Origin of the sequence: Microcoleus sp. AT9b-C3, from assembly GCF_036705485.1 — a bacterium.
GTDB lineage: Bacteria > Cyanobacteriota > Cyanobacteriia > Cyanobacteriales > Microcoleaceae > Microcoleus.
The window spans coordinates 175,451-190,986 of the sequence record NZ_JAUBUR010000006.1; the positions used below are offsets into that span (position 1 = coordinate 175,451).

Annotated in this window: 16 protein-coding genes; 8 read left to right on the forward strand and 8 right to left on the reverse strand. The window is 46.1% G+C overall.

Annotated elements, in window-relative coordinates:
* Positions 1–103: 103 nt before the first annotated feature.
* Complete coding sequence (locus tag QUB77_RS08180) at positions 104–1,552, reverse strand: ATP-dependent DNA helicase RecQ (protein WP_333171157.1); 1,449 nt, start codon at positions 1,550–1,552, stop codon at positions 104–106.
* 169 nt (positions 1,553–1,721) lie between these two features.
* Here QUB77_RS08180 and QUB77_RS08185 point away from each other — a divergent pair, with 169 nt between their 5' ends.
* Positions 1,722–2,531 (forward strand): phytanoyl-CoA dioxygenase family protein, encoded by an 810-nt coding sequence (locus QUB77_RS08185; protein WP_333171160.1) that lies wholly within the window; start codon positions 1,722–1,724, stop codon positions 2,529–2,531.
* Between the two features lie 244 nt (positions 2,532–2,775).
* On the opposite strand, the gene QUB77_RS08190 is transcribed toward QUB77_RS08185, so the two are convergent.
* Complete coding sequence (locus QUB77_RS08190; protein ID WP_333046563.1) at positions 2,776–3,156, reverse strand: hypothetical protein; 381 nt, start codon at positions 3,154–3,156, stop codon at positions 2,776–2,778.
* Positions 3,157–3,189: 33 nt separating this feature from the next.
* Here QUB77_RS08190 and QUB77_RS08195 point away from each other — a divergent pair, with 33 nt between their 5' ends.
* Both QUB77_RS08195 and QUB77_RS08200 read left to right on the forward strand, forming a co-directional pair.
* Positions 3,190–3,375: a hypothetical protein gene (locus QUB77_RS08195; protein WP_333171163.1), complete on the forward strand. Its 186-nt coding sequence runs from the start codon at positions 3,190–3,192 to the stop codon at positions 3,373–3,375.
* 198 nt (positions 3,376–3,573) lie between these two features.
* Positions 3,574–4,194 (forward strand): M23 family metallopeptidase, encoded by a 621-nt coding sequence (locus QUB77_RS08200; RefSeq protein WP_333171166.1) that lies wholly within the window; start codon positions 3,574–3,576, stop codon positions 4,192–4,194.
* Between the two features lie 242 nt (positions 4,195–4,436).
* On the opposite strand, the gene ftsH is transcribed toward QUB77_RS08200, so the two are convergent.
* Complete coding sequence (gene ftsH, locus QUB77_RS08205) at positions 4,437–6,371, reverse strand: ATP-dependent zinc metalloprotease FtsH (RefSeq protein ID WP_333171169.1); 1,935 nt, start codon at positions 6,369–6,371, stop codon at positions 4,437–4,439.
* A gap of 467 nt (positions 6,372–6,838) precedes the next feature.
* Between ftsH and QUB77_RS08210 the strand changes: the two genes are divergently transcribed.
* A complete protein-coding gene (locus QUB77_RS08210) occupies positions 6,839–7,465 on the forward strand; it encodes an NADPH-dependent FMN reductase (protein WP_445251701.1) in 627 nt (208 codons plus the stop codon).
* A 176-nt stretch (positions 7,466–7,641) separates the two neighbouring features.
* On the opposite strand, the gene QUB77_RS08215 is transcribed toward QUB77_RS08210, so the two are convergent.
* The gene (locus tag QUB77_RS08215; protein ID WP_006635545.1) at positions 7,642–7,872 is read right to left on the reverse strand and encodes a hypothetical protein; all 231 of its coding nucleotides are present in this window, start codon (positions 7,870–7,872) and stop codon (positions 7,642–7,644) included.
* 132 nt (positions 7,873–8,004) lie between these two features.
* On the opposite strand from QUB77_RS08215, the gene psb32 reads away from it, so the two are divergent.
* Positions 8,005–8,727 (forward strand): photosystem II repair protein Psb32, encoded by a 723-nt coding sequence (psb32, locus tag QUB77_RS08220; protein ID WP_333171172.1) that lies wholly within the window; start codon positions 8,005–8,007, stop codon positions 8,725–8,727.
* A gap of 59 nt (positions 8,728–8,786) precedes the next feature.
* Here the strand turns inward: psb32 and QUB77_RS08225 are convergent, their stop codons facing one another.
* Positions 8,787–9,170, reverse strand: a complete 384-nt coding sequence (locus QUB77_RS08225) for a DUF4346 domain-containing protein (protein WP_333162717.1) — start codon at positions 9,168–9,170, stop codon at positions 8,787–8,789.
* A 262-nt stretch (positions 9,171–9,432) separates the two neighbouring features.
* Here QUB77_RS08225 and QUB77_RS08230 point away from each other — a divergent pair, with 262 nt between their 5' ends.
* Complete coding sequence (locus tag QUB77_RS08230; protein WP_333171175.1) at positions 9,433–10,464, forward strand: DNA (cytosine-5-)-methyltransferase; 1,032 nt, start codon at positions 9,433–9,435, stop codon at positions 10,462–10,464.
* Positions 10,465–10,841: 377 nt separating this feature from the next.
* Here QUB77_RS08230 and QUB77_RS08235 read toward each other — a convergent pair whose 3' ends face one another.
* Positions 10,842–11,255 carry a hypothetical protein gene (locus QUB77_RS08235; protein ID WP_333171177.1) on the reverse strand — a complete coding sequence of 138 codons (414 nt, stop codon included), beginning with the start codon at positions 11,253–11,255 and terminating at the stop codon, positions 10,842–10,844.
* 142 nt (positions 11,256–11,397) lie between these two features.
* Here QUB77_RS08235 and QUB77_RS08240 point away from each other — a divergent pair, with 142 nt between their 5' ends.
* Positions 11,398–11,838 (forward strand): DUF29 family protein, encoded by a 441-nt coding sequence (locus QUB77_RS08240; RefSeq protein ID WP_333171180.1) that lies wholly within the window; start codon positions 11,398–11,400, stop codon positions 11,836–11,838.
* A gap of 78 nt (positions 11,839–11,916) precedes the next feature.
* On the opposite strand, the gene QUB77_RS08245 is transcribed toward QUB77_RS08240, so the two are convergent.
* Together QUB77_RS08245 and QUB77_RS08250 are read right to left on the reverse strand one after the other, a co-directional pair.
* Positions 11,917–13,725 (reverse strand): aspartate kinase, encoded by a 1,809-nt coding sequence (locus QUB77_RS08245; RefSeq protein WP_333171183.1) that lies wholly within the window; start codon positions 13,723–13,725, stop codon positions 11,917–11,919.
* Between the two features lie 213 nt (positions 13,726–13,938).
* Positions 13,939–14,724: a Uma2 family endonuclease gene (locus tag QUB77_RS08250; protein WP_333171186.1), complete on the reverse strand. Its 786-nt coding sequence runs from the start codon at positions 14,722–14,724 to the stop codon at positions 13,939–13,941.
* 108 nt (positions 14,725–14,832) lie between these two features.
* Between QUB77_RS08250 and QUB77_RS08255 the strand changes: the two genes are divergently transcribed.
* Complete coding sequence (locus QUB77_RS08255; protein WP_333171189.1) at positions 14,833–15,492, forward strand: HAD family hydrolase; 660 nt, start codon at positions 14,833–14,835, stop codon at positions 15,490–15,492.
* Positions 15,493–15,536 lie beyond the last annotated feature (44 nt).

Sequence of the window (15,536 nt, forward strand, 5' to 3'; positions counted from 1 at the left end):
TATACCGTAAGGTGCGCACTGCGCACCCTACATCAAGAATTTTGGCGTAATTTCTGTAAAGTAAAGGATTTGATTATAACATCTTTTAGTTTAATTGTCAATTCTATCGACAATTGTCGCAGTGGCCACAGCGCATTGATGTAGCTTCCTTGGCAAACCCAAAAGCTTGCAGCAAAAATTGCCACCTGCACTCGCGATGTTTGAGATATTTTGCCATTTCTTCGGCTGCGGTAAAATTTAATTTTTCGCCTTTTTCCTGGGGAGATTTATCGATCGCATAATTAAAAGGATCTTGCCATGTTAATTGTCCGCTGCTGTGCAAGATTGAAAGGGCGATCGCACTTTCGGGAAATTCGCGGGAAACTGCTTCTATATCGCCTTTAACTGGCAGTTTTTTGACCAATTGCTGAGCTTCTCGATATTGCGATCGCAATTTATCTTGAAAAAATTCCTTTCTTTGTTTATCTTCAGGATAAAGCAAACCCGTAGGTTCGCTAATCAATGTCAGGGCGATCGCTGATTTGCCGTCGCGTCCGCCTCTACCAATTTCCTGAATGTATTCCGATAATAGCAAAGGTGCTTGAAAGTGAACAACCCACCGGACATCGGGCTTATTAATTCCCATCCCGAATGCTGACGTACAAGTCACGAATTTAATATCATTGTTCAGCCAAGCTGTTTCTATTTTTCGTCGTGATTCTGGACTCAAACCTGCATGATATGCTGCTGTTTCATAACCTGCTGCCTCCAACAAATTCGCCAAGTTTTCGCTATCTTTTCTAGTGCGGACATAGACTAAACCAGCTTGTTTTGGTCGAGCTTTAATAAATTTTAATAACTGCTGCTTGCGTCCCCGCGGCGTCCAGACTGTTTGCACTTGCAGGTGCAGGTTAGAACGGTAGGGACTTAGGAGAAATGCTTCGGGTTTTTGCAGTTGCAAGACATTTTTGATTGTCTGCTGTGCTTCCGGGTTGGCGGTAGCGGTGAAAGCGGCGATCGCAATTTTACTGTTTGCTGGTTTAGCTTTCAACAAAGCAGATCGCACTGTTCCCAAACGGCGGTAAGCTGGTCGAAAAGTATCACCCCACTGCACTAAACAGTGAGCTTCATCTAATATTAAACCGTTGATTTGGATGTGCGGCTGACTGATAATTTCCCAAACAGGTTTGCTGAGTAACGTTTCGGGAGAAAGGTACAGCAATCTTAATTTGTTTTGTTGCAGCGATTGCAGAGTTTGTCGGCGCTGCGCTGTTGGCAATTGACTGTGGAGGAGGGAAGCGGGCAGATTGCGATCGCGCAATTCTTGCACTTGATTTTCCATCAGTGCGACTAACGGCGAAACTACCAAAGTTAAGCCTGTTTGTAACAAAGCTGGCAGTTGAAAGCAGATTGATTTGCCACCACCTGTCGGCATAATTATAATTGTATCTTTTCCGGCTAATAAACTACCGACGATTTCTCCTTGGGGCGGTCGAAAGTCGTCGTATCCCCAGATTTTTTGGAAGGCGGCGCGGGCTTGATTTAATGATATTGGTTCTGGTTGGTATTTCATTTGATTTATCCCCAAATCAGACGTAATGTGAGCAGTGCGTGCCCTACATAATTAAATTTTGTGTAAGTCCTGATGCAACAATAAACTGGGTGGCTGGTTTCATAGTATGCAAGTATCGAGCAGAATAAGTGTTAATTTAATAACAGTTAATAATTTTAGTTTTTGAATTATGAACGCAAGCACGTTAAGCGAAGTTTTCAGCTATCGGCAAAAGACTTGTGACCTTTTCGATACAGCGGGGGCGGTAGATGCGGTGCATGAAGATGGTTTTGCGCGGATTCCTGGTGTACTCAGTCCGTCGGAAGTGGCGCAAACCAAGGAAGCACTCGATCGCCTGCAACCCTTCGGACTCGATGGTAGCAGTTGGAGTGAATTGAACCAGCATTTTAAGTGCGTTTTTAATCGCGATCGGCTGTGGCTTTCCTATGTCGATCGACCGGGAATAATTGAGTTAGCCGAAGCATTAATGGGCAACGATTGCCACATTATCGGGATGACTGCGTGGAAAAGCGGGCCCGGTTATGATGGTTGGCGCGTCCACGTCGATCAGGTATTTGTACCCGTACCCGAAAGCGTGTTTGCCGATGGCACTTTTCAACTGCCAGTATGGATTTGTACAGCCCATTTCTATCTCAGCGACATCGCAGAAGACCTCTGTCCTACCTACATTATTCCTGGCAGCCACAAATCTGGTCGAAAACCCGATCGCGGAGAAGAAACTTGGAACGGACACTCCCCAGAACCAGTTTTGTGCAAAGCAGGAGATGTGCTGTTTTTCCGCAGTGAAATTTGGCACTCCGGCGGTAAAAATACGACGACAGATAAAACTCGCTACTTACTGCAAGTGCATTATTCCCACCGCAACATCGCGCAGAAATTTTCGCCTTGGCCGTGGCAGTTTAACCCCGAAATTATCGCTACCGCTACTGAACGGCAACTGCGGCTTTTAGGGAAACATCCTGAGTCAAATTACGGTTGAAATATATGATTAATTTGAGACTTAAATTGCCTTCATTGCCTCGCCCTAACAGGCAATTATCTGCGTTTATCTGTGTTTATCTGCCTAGCATCTGCGGTTGATCGGCTTTATCAAAGATTTATGTAATTGCTCGTCTATTTTAGATTTTGAGTTTTGGATTTGAGACGATCATCCATTCTAGAACCCTGCGAATTCCCGAATATCTTCAGCAATCCAAAATCCAAAATCCAAAATCTAAAATCGCCTAAGATTGACCGTCACGGCGACCGAGCTCGTACACGCCGCCGCCAATACAGGCGATCGTACCCATAGATACCGCCCAACCAGTGCCCAGAGACAATTCGACCCCCCAATTGCACAATCCGCCCACAATCAAAAAGGGCAAAATGCTCAACAGCGAAGCGTAAAAGGCATTTTGGGCTTCTCTGGCTTGGCGGGTTCTTTCAAACTCGGCTTCTGAGGTGTAGAGGGATCTCTCGGCAAAATTCATCCAGCGGTTGAGTTGCAGGATTACCCATTCTGTGAGGGGCGACAGGCCCCAGTACAGGGCCAAAGACCACAAGGACGCACCGGCGATCGCAGTTGCGTCTATGGCAAAGCTAAAAGGAAAAATTTCAGTAAGCATTGCTTGATGTTTGTAATGAATTTGAGATTTTGGATGTCATCCAAAATCCCCGAACTTAACTATAGTGTCAAGCAAAAGCTCGATCGAATTCAACCGCAGCACGAATTCCTCGACCAATTTTTTTCGCTCGCCCCTGGGCATTTACCCGGAAGCCTTGACACGGGTTTTGGATGGAGTAAGATACACGTTGTTATTAAACTGATTCGCGATCGCGGGTAGAGCTCAAAGCCAATCTTGCAGCGAATTGGCATAACTTACATCTTGCACCTCAGAAACGGGCTTTCCGGCCCACCCCACCAAGAATGATTTTTTTGTGGGGTTGGCCGGAAAGCCCGACCCTGAAAGCTTTATTGACAAGGGTGCAAGATGGGAGCCTAACAGACAACGCAAACTCCCACACACATTTAACTTTGAGCCGTGAAAAAAATCCTGCAAGACTCTAGAGGCCCGCTGACGGTAAAACGCTTTTTTCGTTTCAGACAGATGCTGCTGCTGGCACTTTCGATCGGCATTGTTTTGATCAGCCCTTATTTGCAGCAGCAGGTGGTCAAAGCTCAGTCAGGCTTACCAAGCAGAGTAGCGACGGGTAATTTGTGGCAAGAAGCTTCTTTTCCAGTCGAAAACTTTGAAACATACACTTCCCCCTTCGGCCCCCGTGGCGGGGATTTTCATTACGGTTTGGACTTGGCAGCCCCCGAAGGCAGCTATATCCGCAATTGGTGGGGCGGGCAAATTGTGGAAGTTTGGGAAGATGGCCGGTGCGGCACTGGTATGGTGGTGCGATCGGGAAATTGGGAACACATCTACTGTCACCTCAGAGGCCGAGTGCTAACAGCTAACGGCGGGCGTTATTATACCGATAGCGAAGGTACCTTGCAAATTTGGCAAGGTCAAACAGTGCCTGCGGGTGCGAGAATTGCCAGAGTTGGGATGACCGGCCGCACGAGTGGGCCTCACTTGCACTGGGGATTGAAGTACGGCGGCCGCTGGGTAGACCCGGCTTTGGTACTCCGGGAAATGTACGCGCAACAATCTTAAACAGTTGACAGTTGACAGTTGACAGTTGACAGTGGTCAGTTGACAGTTGATAATCATTACTAATAATAATATATTGTCCGGTTAAACACTTGTAATTGTGACCGTAGAGAAGCAATCGCAGAAACATTGCGATTGCTTCGTTTCACTCCCTGCGGACATATCGTAAGTGATTAGGCGGACATGATATAACTAATGACCACTGACCACTGACCACTGCCAACTGCCAACTGCCAACTGACTCTTTACGTTGGTGCCAGCTCTTTCTTGGTCAACTCGGTGTACCGCTCGACAATTTGGCGGAATTCATCGCCGTCGATCGTTTCTTCATCCAACAGCACTTCGACAAGTTTGTCTACCAAAGCACGGTTTTCCCGGATAATCCGGCGAGCTTCTTCGTAGCAGTTAAAGGCAATTTCCCGGACTTGCCGATCGATCTTAATTGCCATTTCTTCGGAATACTCCGATCGCGAATTCCAGTTCTGGCCCAAAAACACCTCATTGTTCGGACTTTCAAAAGCCACAGGCCCCAAATCCGACATTCCGTAAAGCGTTACCATCTCCCTCGCGAGACTGCTAACTGCTTTGATATCGCCGCTGGCACCCATAGTTACTTCAGCATCGCCGTAAATTTCTGCCTCTGCAGCCCGTCCCCCCAAAGCTACTGTAATTCGGCTTAACAGCCAAGCCCGACTCATCAAACCTTCGCTGTCGATCATTTCCTCGTCGATCACGTACTTGGCAAAGCCTCCGATACCGCCGGAACGCGGAATGATCGTTACTTTTTCTAGCGTGTCGGTATTTTTGAGCATTATTGATACTAGGGCGTGTCCGATTTCGTGGTATGCTATGAGCCACTTTTTCTTGCTGTCGAGCAGCGGGTTAAGCGTGAGCCCGATCGTGATCCTGTCGATCGCGTCGTGAACTTCTAAGTTAGTAATCGTGTCTTTGCGACGCCGCGCTGTAAGAATAGCTGCTTCGTTGAGCAAGTTTGCCAAGTCGGCGCCGGAAAAGCCGGGAGTGTGGCGGGCGATCGTTTCTAGGGCAACTTCTGGGTCGAGTTTTTTGTTGCGCGCGTGAACTTGCAAAATCCCCAAACGCCCTTTGTAACTGGGTAAATCTACCGTTACTTGGCGATCGAACCTGCCTGGCCGCAGCAGGGCGGTATCGAGTACGTCCGGGCGGTTAGTAGCTGCAATCACAATCACGCCACTGTTACCCTCAAAGCCATCCATTTCTGTCAGCAACTGGTTGAGAGTTTGTTCGCGTTCGTCGTTGCCGCCGCCGATACCAGCGCCGCGCTGCCTTCCTACGGCGTCTATTTCGTCTATGAAGATGATGCAGGGCGAATTTTCTTTAGCTTTGCGGAACAAGTCGCGGACGCGGGAGGCGCCAACTCCGACAAACATTTCGACAAATTCGGAACCGGAAATCGAGAAGAAGGGGACGGCTGCTTCGCCTGCGATGGCTTTGGCCAGCATTGTTTTGCCGGTTCCTGGAGGCCCGATTAACAGAACTCCTCTGGGAATTTTGGCGCCGATGGCGTTGAACCGTTCGGGTTTTTTGAGGAAGGTTACGACTTCTTGCAGTTCTTCTTTAGCTTCTTCGATGCCTGCTACGTCGTCGAACATCACGCCGGTTTTGGCTTCCATTTGGAAACGAGCTCTGGATTTGCCGAAGTTCATGGCATTTCCTTGAGATTGGGTCGATCGGCGCAGGATTGCCATCAACACTGCCAACACTGCAAAAATCACTAGCAAGTTTACTACTAAACTGACTGCCGCGGCGTTGTCGGCTGTTTGTTTGACTTCAAAGTCAATCTTTTTGGCGCGGATTTGCGAGTACAGTTCTCGGTTGTTGTAGTCGAACAGACTAACTGATTGGGTTTGATCGCTTTTTTGATTTTTTAGCCTAACCTTGGCAATTTTTTGAGTTTCGTCTACTTCGACTCTACTGACTTGCCCTTTTTCTATGTTGTCGATCAGTTGGCTGTAACTCATGGTGTTTGGCGCGCTGTCGGCAAACACCGGGGTCGAGAGCAATATTCCTTGAGAAATCACCAAACTGCCCAGGATGCGCCAAAGATTCCGTCCTGGAATTGATTTTTTAGGATTCTGGCTCGACTTGTCTTTGTTTACAGCTAGATGCCCCAGCCATGCGTGTTTCCAAGAATTTTTCATATTGCTTTGCCCAAGGTTGAAGACTGCCAAGATTGACCGCTTGTGGTTTGCTACGTTCATTTATTTTAACAAGATGGCGGGTGTTGAATGGGTTTATCTCTCGCGGGCATCTTAAGAGGCCCCTCAAGAGCGGGGTTTGGAATCCACGCCTCCTCAAGAAACCGGGTTTTTTACCTAATCTGCGGGCTATAACCCAGGATTTTGCTCAAAAAACCCGGTTTCTTGGTCCCCTCCCTGAACTTACCCACGGCTCCTCAAGAAACCGGGTTTTTTACCTAATCTGCGGGCTATAACCCAGGATTTTGCTCAAAAAACCCGGTTTCTGGGTTCCGTCGGTAAATCTCAAATCTCAAATCTCACATCGATATCTGCGGGCTATAACCAAGGATTTTGCTCAAAAAACCCGGTTTCTTGGCCCCCTCCGTCAATCTAAAATCTAAAATCTAAAATCTAAAATCTAAAATCGATTGACAGTTGCCGATCGAACTTGCTATGTTAATCATACTCGTAATGAGTACGTTTTAGTAAATCAGTTATGGTTTTTAAGCTTTATGGTAAAAATTGTCGGCATTGGTGGAAGTTTGCGGGCTGGCTCCTACAGCCAGTTAGCGTTGAAGGTGGCAGCAGAACGGGCGCAAGCCCTGGGCGCGGAAGTTGAAATCTTCGATTTGCGATCGCTCAATCTGCCCTTCTGCAATGGCGAGAATGATTATATTGATTACCCGGATGTGGACAAGCTGCGAAATGCGGTTAAGCAAGCCGACGGGTTGATTTTGGCAACGCCGGAGTATCACGGTAGCATCAGCGGTGCTCTCAAGAATGCCTTGGATTTGATGAGTTTTGAGCATTTGGACGGGAAAGTTGCGGGTGGGATTAGCGTTTTGGGAGGGCAAGTTAACAACAACGCACTCAACGATTTGCGCGTGATTTTGAGATGGGTGCACGCTTGGGTAATTCCCGAACAAATTGCGATCGGACAAGCTTGGAAAGCTTTTAGTCCTGATGGTAAATTGTTGGATGAAAAACTGTCTGAAAGGTTCGACGAATTTGCTCGGAGTTTGGTAGAAAATACTCGGAAATTGCGAGAAATTTAGTAATTTTATCTCATGACAAATGCAGTCCGGGACGCAACTGGCCTATTCTTCGGATGCCTCAGTTGCAATAATTGCTCGATTTGAAGAGGTTTTGTCTCTAGTAGAGTACCCGACAAGCTGTAATGTTAACAGTTAACAGTCAACAGTCAACAGTCAACAGTTAACAGTCAACTGAGTTAAAATGGCATATCGATCATGTCTCCGAAAGGATGGGGTACGTCGATCGGCATTCTTCCGGGTTTTGACTCATATTTGTCTATCCACTTTTTGGCCAATTCCAAAGCTTCCTCCTCAGTCTTGGCATTTTGGACGGCGACGTGGCGGTTGCCGCGACTATCCCAAACCTCGACGTAGAAGACTTTCTGGGATTGAATAATCCAACCTTTATAAGTGTCTGCTGGTTCCATAGTTAGAATCCTAAAATAATCGGGCGGGGAGTTCCACTGGCGAGCTCATTGTAAATATTGCCCTGCATAAAATGAATTTTACGGGGGTTTCTATAGTATTTTTGGAAAAAAGTCAGTTTTACGGTTAACCTCATGACCCGACTCCTGAAGCAATTATTTAACTGGAGAAAATATCTCCAACCTTTGGCGGCGACGATCGCGATCGCCCTAATCGCATCCCAGATGGCGGTATTGCCGGCATTGGCGACTGGCGTTTACGAAATCCCACTGTTGTCGGCGGGCGATCGAACTTGGGTGTTCGACAAAGGCGACGTGCTCAGCCGCAGCAGCGAAAGCAATATCAGCAGCGTGCTCGACAACCTGGAAAACAAAACAGGGAAACAAGTCAGATTTGTCACCATCCACCGCTTAGACTACGGCGAAACGGCTGCCACTTTCGCCGACCAACTGTTTGAACAGTGGTTTCCCGCAAAAGAAGACCAGACTAATCAAATTTTACTCGTTCTCGACACTGTTACCAACAGCGCGGCAATTCGCACCGGCGAAGGGGTTAAATCCCTGCTAACCGATGAAATTGCCCAGAGTGTAGCTGGGGAAACCGTGCAAGTGCCGCTGCGGGAAGCCAATAAATACAACGAGGCATTTTCGGCTGCAAGTACGCGCATTGCAACTGTTTTGTCGGGCGAACCAGATCCGGGTCCTCCTGAAGTTGTTGACAACATTCAAGTTGAAGGCACGTTTAAAAAAGCTGAAGAAACAGATCAAGGCAATGCCACAGTTGTTGTGGTTGTGCTGTTGGTGTTGGCGACAGTGATTCCGATGGTGACTTATTTCTGGTATCAAGGTTTTTCGTAATCGGTTGCTGTTAAATTCGATCGGTTGCCGTTTGGTCAAGAAATTAAGGCAGGGCTGCACTAATCTTGAACGTATTCTCGATCGCTCAACAATGCAATTTCTGCCCGTACAAATTCCCGTCCCAGATAAGCCGCGTGATCTAACATTGTCACCGGGCTGGGGCGGGTTTCTTCTAGAATTTTGACGCAAAGTTCTTTGGCGGTTCTGCCGGTAAAAAGTGTGACCTCTGTGCGTTCTACTTTGCCACGGGCGGGGATGGGTTTACCAGTTTCGGGATCGACGGCGAGGCCTCGATCGTCGATGATGTTGGTGAAATGTTTGGCGCAAATTAAGCTGGTTTCGCGATCGAGATAGATGATGAAGTAGCCGCCGGGATCGAGGTCGAGGTGGCGTTTGGATAGCTTGTCATCGATGGCGGTGAGATTTTCTAAGGTTTGACTCATGGTTGGTGAAAGGAAGTAAACAATAGCTATATTTTTTTGGCTATTTCTAGTTTAGTCGGCTGCGGGACAAGTTTGGGAGTTTTTGGGCGATCGACATTCTACACGATATCTGTAGGGACAGGGCATTGCCGTGTCCGGCGCGCGGTTTTTGTTTAAATTAGTATTATGAACCGCAGAGAGCGCAGAGAACGCAGAGTGAAAGAAGAGAGAGAAACCAAATATGTTATCATGGTGTTGAGGATGTTTTAGGATTAAGTTATAAATGAAATTTATAGATTTATTTTCAGGAATAGGAGGTTTCCGACAAGCATTTGAAAATACAGGCTTTGAATGCGTTTTTTCCTGCGAAATTAACAGCAAATGCCGACAAGTTTATACGGAAAATTTCGGTGAGGTTCCTTTGGGAGATATCAGTAAAATTAATTCCGTCGAGTTAGAAGACTTTGATATTTTAGTCGCCGGGTTTCCGTGCCAACCTTTTAGCATCTGCGGCAAAAAGCTGGGTTTTGAAGATACTAGAGGCACACTGTTTTTCGAGATTTGTAAAATTATCAAAATCAAGCAGCCTAAAGTTATCGTTCTCGAAAATGTCAAGCACTTAATCCACCACGACAAGGGAAATACCTTAAAAGTAATTATTGCCAGTCTTGAAGATTTGGGATACAGCGTGAATTACAAAATGCTGAATGCTAAAGACTTTGGAATTCCTCAACATCGTGAAAGAATATTTATTATTGCAACTAAAGGTAAACCCTTCAATTTTTCTCGGCTTAAAACCCAGTTGACTCCAAAACTCAGGGAATTTCTAGACGAGACAGGGGATTTTGAAATATTGGACAAATCAGAGTATACTTTAATTGAGTCTCCGAGAAAGCAAGATTCGGGACTGGTATTTGTAGGTTACAGAAATAAAGGTACTTGGAAAACTGGGGTGCGGCCAAATACAGAACATTTATCGAGGGTTCACAGACAGCCTAATCGCATTTATTCGGTAGATGGAGTGCATCCAACAATTCCTTCGCAAGAAACATCTGGCAGGTTTTTTATCTACATTCCTGAGCCAGATATGGTGAGAAAGTTGACGCTGAAGGAATGTTACCGTCTTATGGGTTTTCCTGAAGATTTTAAGAGTTATCCGAGTGCGGGGGAAAGTTACAAGCAAATTGGGAATTCGGTTTGTGTCCCAGTGGTGGAGGCGATCGCGCAAGAAATATTAAGTCAAAATTTGTTATCCAACGCACTTCATCCTGTAGAAAAAAATGCAATATCTGAACAACTTGTTTCACTATCTTGACGAAGATTCCCATATAATTCGAGACTGTCTTGCCAACAAAAGTGCAAGCTCATCAGCCCTTGGACGATTATCTTCACGATAGGGCAAGCCTATAATACTCCCATGAGATGAAGAGTCACGTACTACATTTAGACCGAGTTCTCGAATTCCGCCTACATTAATGCTAGCAACTCCTTGACAATTTTTCTATGCACTCAAAGATTGCTCTATGGAAAAATTGACAGAAATACCTTGTTCATTTAGACGTTGGCGCAAATAGTAGGCATCCGATTTGACGATCGATCTATCCCGATCTATCCATCCTTTTCGGAGAGCTCGGTAAACAAGTGTATGATCGGGTAAATGTTCAAACTCTGATGCACTCGCTGAAGATTGTTCTATCCTATTTTGTTGAACCACTGCAACCAGTCCACTAATGTTGATGATGAAACGATATCTTCGACCGCATTTTCATTATTTGCATGGTGATAAATGTCAACTGGTTGCTCAGCACTGAAGGGACAAAAGAGGCGCACTGTACGATCTGGTTCTAAGCTTGTCCAATCTAGTGTAATACTGCCTTGGTCATCTGTACCTGTTGAGGCTTTTGGAAAACTGTTTCCCATGCTATCGTAAGCTTCTACAACTAAGTTCATAGCTGTCCTGAAAGCATATTCAGTCGGTCTCAAGATTCCGTACTCATCCTCTTCTTCTAAATCTAAAAGCTCGATCAGACGTTCAACCGTGATTCGGAAATTCAATAAACCGCTATTGCTACTACTATCAGTAATCTGTTCCTTGGCTACAGTCATAAGATTCCATCCCTTTTAGGCGATCGCTAATTTTAGCCTAACACACCCAATTATAGGCAATACAGATGTTAAACAATTTTAGCATGAAGCAAGCGCTAACTTTCAGCTATAATATAAGTCACCCAAGATAGATATAGTTGTCATGGAAGAATTACTCACCTTAAAAAGCTTACTGCTAAAAGGGGATATACCTGGGTCATTAGCTATAGTTGAACAACTAGAAGAAATGAGCAAAAAAGACATCATTAAAACTATTCGCAGCTATGGAGTGATTTTACTATTGCATCTGATTAAACAGCAAGCTGAAAATCGCACCACTCGCTCTTGGGATGTCTCGATTCGGAACTCGGTTCTAGAAATTCAGGAGGAAAATAAGCGGCCGAGAGGCGGGGGATTTTACTTACCTCTAGAAGAGTTACTCCTTGTTTTAGAAATGGCGTATCGACAAGCTATTAACAAAGCTTCCCTAGAAGTGGAAGAAGGGCGTTATGAACCAAGAGAATTGTCGCAGTTAGTGAATCAAGAAGCACTTATTAATCAAGCAATAACTTTAATTTCACAAGAAGCTGAAGATAAGGACTAAAGTTACCCAAAGTCAGGAGACGGCAATGCCGTCTCCTCGATTTTTGTAAGGACACGGCAGTGCCGTTTCCCTACTTGATTAGGCGGGAACTTGGATTTTTTCGGTGCCGGCAAGTTCAAAGGCTGCGTGAATTGCTTTCAAAGCAGTTACTCCTTGTCCTTCATCAACAACGCAGCTAATTTTAATCTCGGAAGTGGCAATCATTTGAATGTTGATTTGCTGGCGGGAAAGCGCTTCAAACATCCTTGCCGCTACTCCCGGATGCGCTACCATCCCGGAACCGACAACGCTAACTTTGGCGATTTGTGTATCGACTGCTACTTCGCCCCATCCAAATTCGGGGGCGGCTTTTTCGAGGGCGTTTTTAGCAGCTTCGGCGTCAATTTGTGCTACGGTAAATGCAATGTCGCGAGTTAATATGCCGTCGATATTGTGGCAGCGCTGCGACTGAATGATTGTGTCTACGCTGATATTTTCCTCGGCTAAAAGTCCGAACAGTTTGGCTGCTACTCCGGGTCGATCGGGCAATTGGCGAATTGCTAGACGCGCTTGATTGAGATCTAACGCAACGGCGCGGACTGCGGGCGGTTTTTGGGAGGAGGAACGCAGCCCAATAGGGGAGTTGGCAACATCAAATGTTTTGCAGAGTTCGGCAACTGCCCGATCGCAATCTTCGGCATCTATCGCACAACTAACTTTTACCTCGGAAGTGGAAATCATTTGAATGTTAATTCCTGCATCCGCTAAAGTCTTAAACATCTGCGCGGCTACCCTCGGACGACCGATCATTCCCGCACCCGCAATGCTAACTTTAGCTATTGGCCTTTCTTCTGCTTTCACTTCCGGTTCTCCCAATTCGGGGCGAGAATTCTTGCCGAGGGCGGGGATAATTGCATCTGCAACCGCAGTAGCTTGTTGCAGAGATTTTCGCGTCACGGTGAAGGCAATATCGTTAGTATTTCCTTCATGAATTGACTGAATAATTAAGTCTACATCGAGGTTTTGCTGCGCGATCGCACCAAACAACCGCGCAGCTACGCCGGGGCGATCGGGCAAACGCAGCAGCGACACCCCCGCCTGATCTAAGTCAAATTCCACCGCATCGACCGCTTTTGCGAGCTCCAAGCCCTCCAAAGGCCGGGGTTGCGGTGGGGGGGACACTACACGGGTACCGGGGGCGTCACTCCAGCTAGAAAGCACTACCAGCGGTACGCCGTAATTCTTGGCAATTTCTACAGCGCGCGGGTGGAGGACTTTGGCGCCCAAACTCGCCAATTCCAGCATTTCGTCGCAAGTGATTTCGTCCATCAATTGCGCGTCGGCAACCAAGCGCGGATCTGTTGTCAGAATTCCGGGCACGTCGGTATAAATTTCGCATCTGTCGGCCTGCAGCGCTGCAGCCAAGGCTACTGCGGTTGTGTCGGAACCGCCGCGGCCCAAGGTGGTAATTTCCAATTCTCCGGCATCGGCGATACCTTGGAAACCCGCAACCACAACAACTTTACCGCTTTTTAACTGACTCTCCAGCCGATTGGGGTCAATTCGCAAAATCCGGGCGCGGGTGTGGGCGGCTTCGGTGACAATGCCGACTTGGGCGCCGGTGAGGGAAATTGCGGGCTGTCCCATTTCCTGCAATGCCATGCTTAAAAGTGCGATCGAGACTTGTTCCCCAGTGGAAAGCAACATATCCATTTCCCGCTTGTTGGGATTTGCGGAAATTTCCTTGGCGAGTTTAACTAAACCGTCGGTGGTTTTGCCCATCGCCGAAAGTACGACAACGAGAGAGTTGCCAAGCTGTGCTGTTTTTACAACTCGTCGGGCTACCTCCAAAATGCGATCGACTGTACCAACCGAGGTGCCGCCATATTTCTGAACAATTAGTGCCATAGATTCTACACAAAGCTACAAAATACTTATCAAATAATACAAGCAGCTTCTGGATGAGAAACGATAATTTTTAAAATTTCCATACTGCCAACCGGAGCAAACAGAAAAAATATCTGCGTAAACGACAAAAAATATGTGGTAGGGGCGGGTTTTACCAGCCCTTTAAATCTCTCACACCAATAATTTAATAAACCCGCCCTCTTGATTCTGATTTTAGCCTCCTTCTAGCTCTCGCAAACGCGCTTCTAAGGCTTGAATTCGCTGCTCGGCTTCTATTCGCCTTTGCCGTTCTTGTTCTGCTTCTGACTGCGCTTGTTCGACTGCCAATTCCGCTTGTTCGGCTCGTTCATCAGCAGCCAGCAGCAAATTCCCCTCAGCATCCCACCAGCGCATCCAAGGCAGTTCTACGCCTTGATAAACCCCTTGCCAAATGCCTAATTCCAATCCCATTGGCTCGATTTGGTAATGTCCGCGCTGATTTTCTGACATTAACTCAAATCTATCTTCCACCAAATGATAGCATTCTATTTGGGCTTTTTTGACTTCATAAATTCCGTAAAACGCAGGTCGAATAATCCGCTCGTAAATCCAGAATTGGCCTTTTTTGGGAGTTTTATCTCTTTCTTCACTGCCATCTCCAGAAACAAACTCTAGTATGATTAACGGCGGCATTAATTCTTTCCACATGACATAGGAACGCCGCATATTTCCGTCGAGAATTGGCGGCACTTCGGGGACGTAAAACCAATCCGGTGCTTCAGCTCCTCTGGCTAGGGGTTCTGGGGGTTGCGGGACTCGCCAATAAATGCCGGAATCTTGACCGATACAATATTGTCCGTCGGGATGAAGTTGGTCTAAAATGGGTCGAACAGATGTTGTTAACAGGATGCTTTGAGGGAGTTCTTGAAAGTTTTTCACAAAAGTACCGTCGGAGTCTGGTAATTGAGTGTGGTCTGGGAAATCTGTTGCTATAATTTCTGGTTTTTCGGTGACACTCATGTTGACCTCTTGAATGTTGAAAAATTTTACTTATAATTGGTGAATGAGAGATTAAGGCTATTAGGTCATTGGAAACCTCGGATTGCTATATAGAAAAATTTCAGAAATATGAGTAAGTACAAGTTAATTATTTTTGACTTCGATGGCACTTTGGCAATTACTCACAAAGCTATTGTATTTTGCTTTACTAAAACTTTTGAAACTTTCAATATTACCCCGCCTACTTCTGATACTATTATAGGTACGATCGGCATCAATTTACCAAATTCTTTTAAAATCCTCCATCCGGCGATCGAGGAAAGCGCAATTCCCGAATGGGTTGAAACTTACCGCTCTTATTATCGGGCGGAAGGTGAAAAGCAGGTAGAGTTATTTACCGGGACAAAGCAAGTCTTGCAGTTGGCGCGTCAGTCGGGATTGAGCCTGGGAGTGTTTAGCAACAAACACGTTAGTTTTGTAAATTTGTTCTTGCAAAAATTAAAAATTCACAGTTTTTTCGATCTAATTTTAGGTGACAACGGAGAAATAATTATGAAACCCAATCCTGCGGTTTTTAACTCGATTATTAAACCACTGTTCCCGGAGTTGGATAACAGTCAAATTTTAATGGTGGGCGATACAGCGATTGATTTGCTGTTTGCTAAAAATGCTGGGATAGATGTTTGTTGGGCGGCTTACGGATATGGCGATCGCCCTCAGTGTCTCGCCCTAGAACCGACTTTCGCGATCGACGATATTTCAGAACTTGCTGTGTTCGTTCAAAATTAATTTTTTCTCGGTTTGTTTGAGAGAAGAGTTTGAATCATTTAACT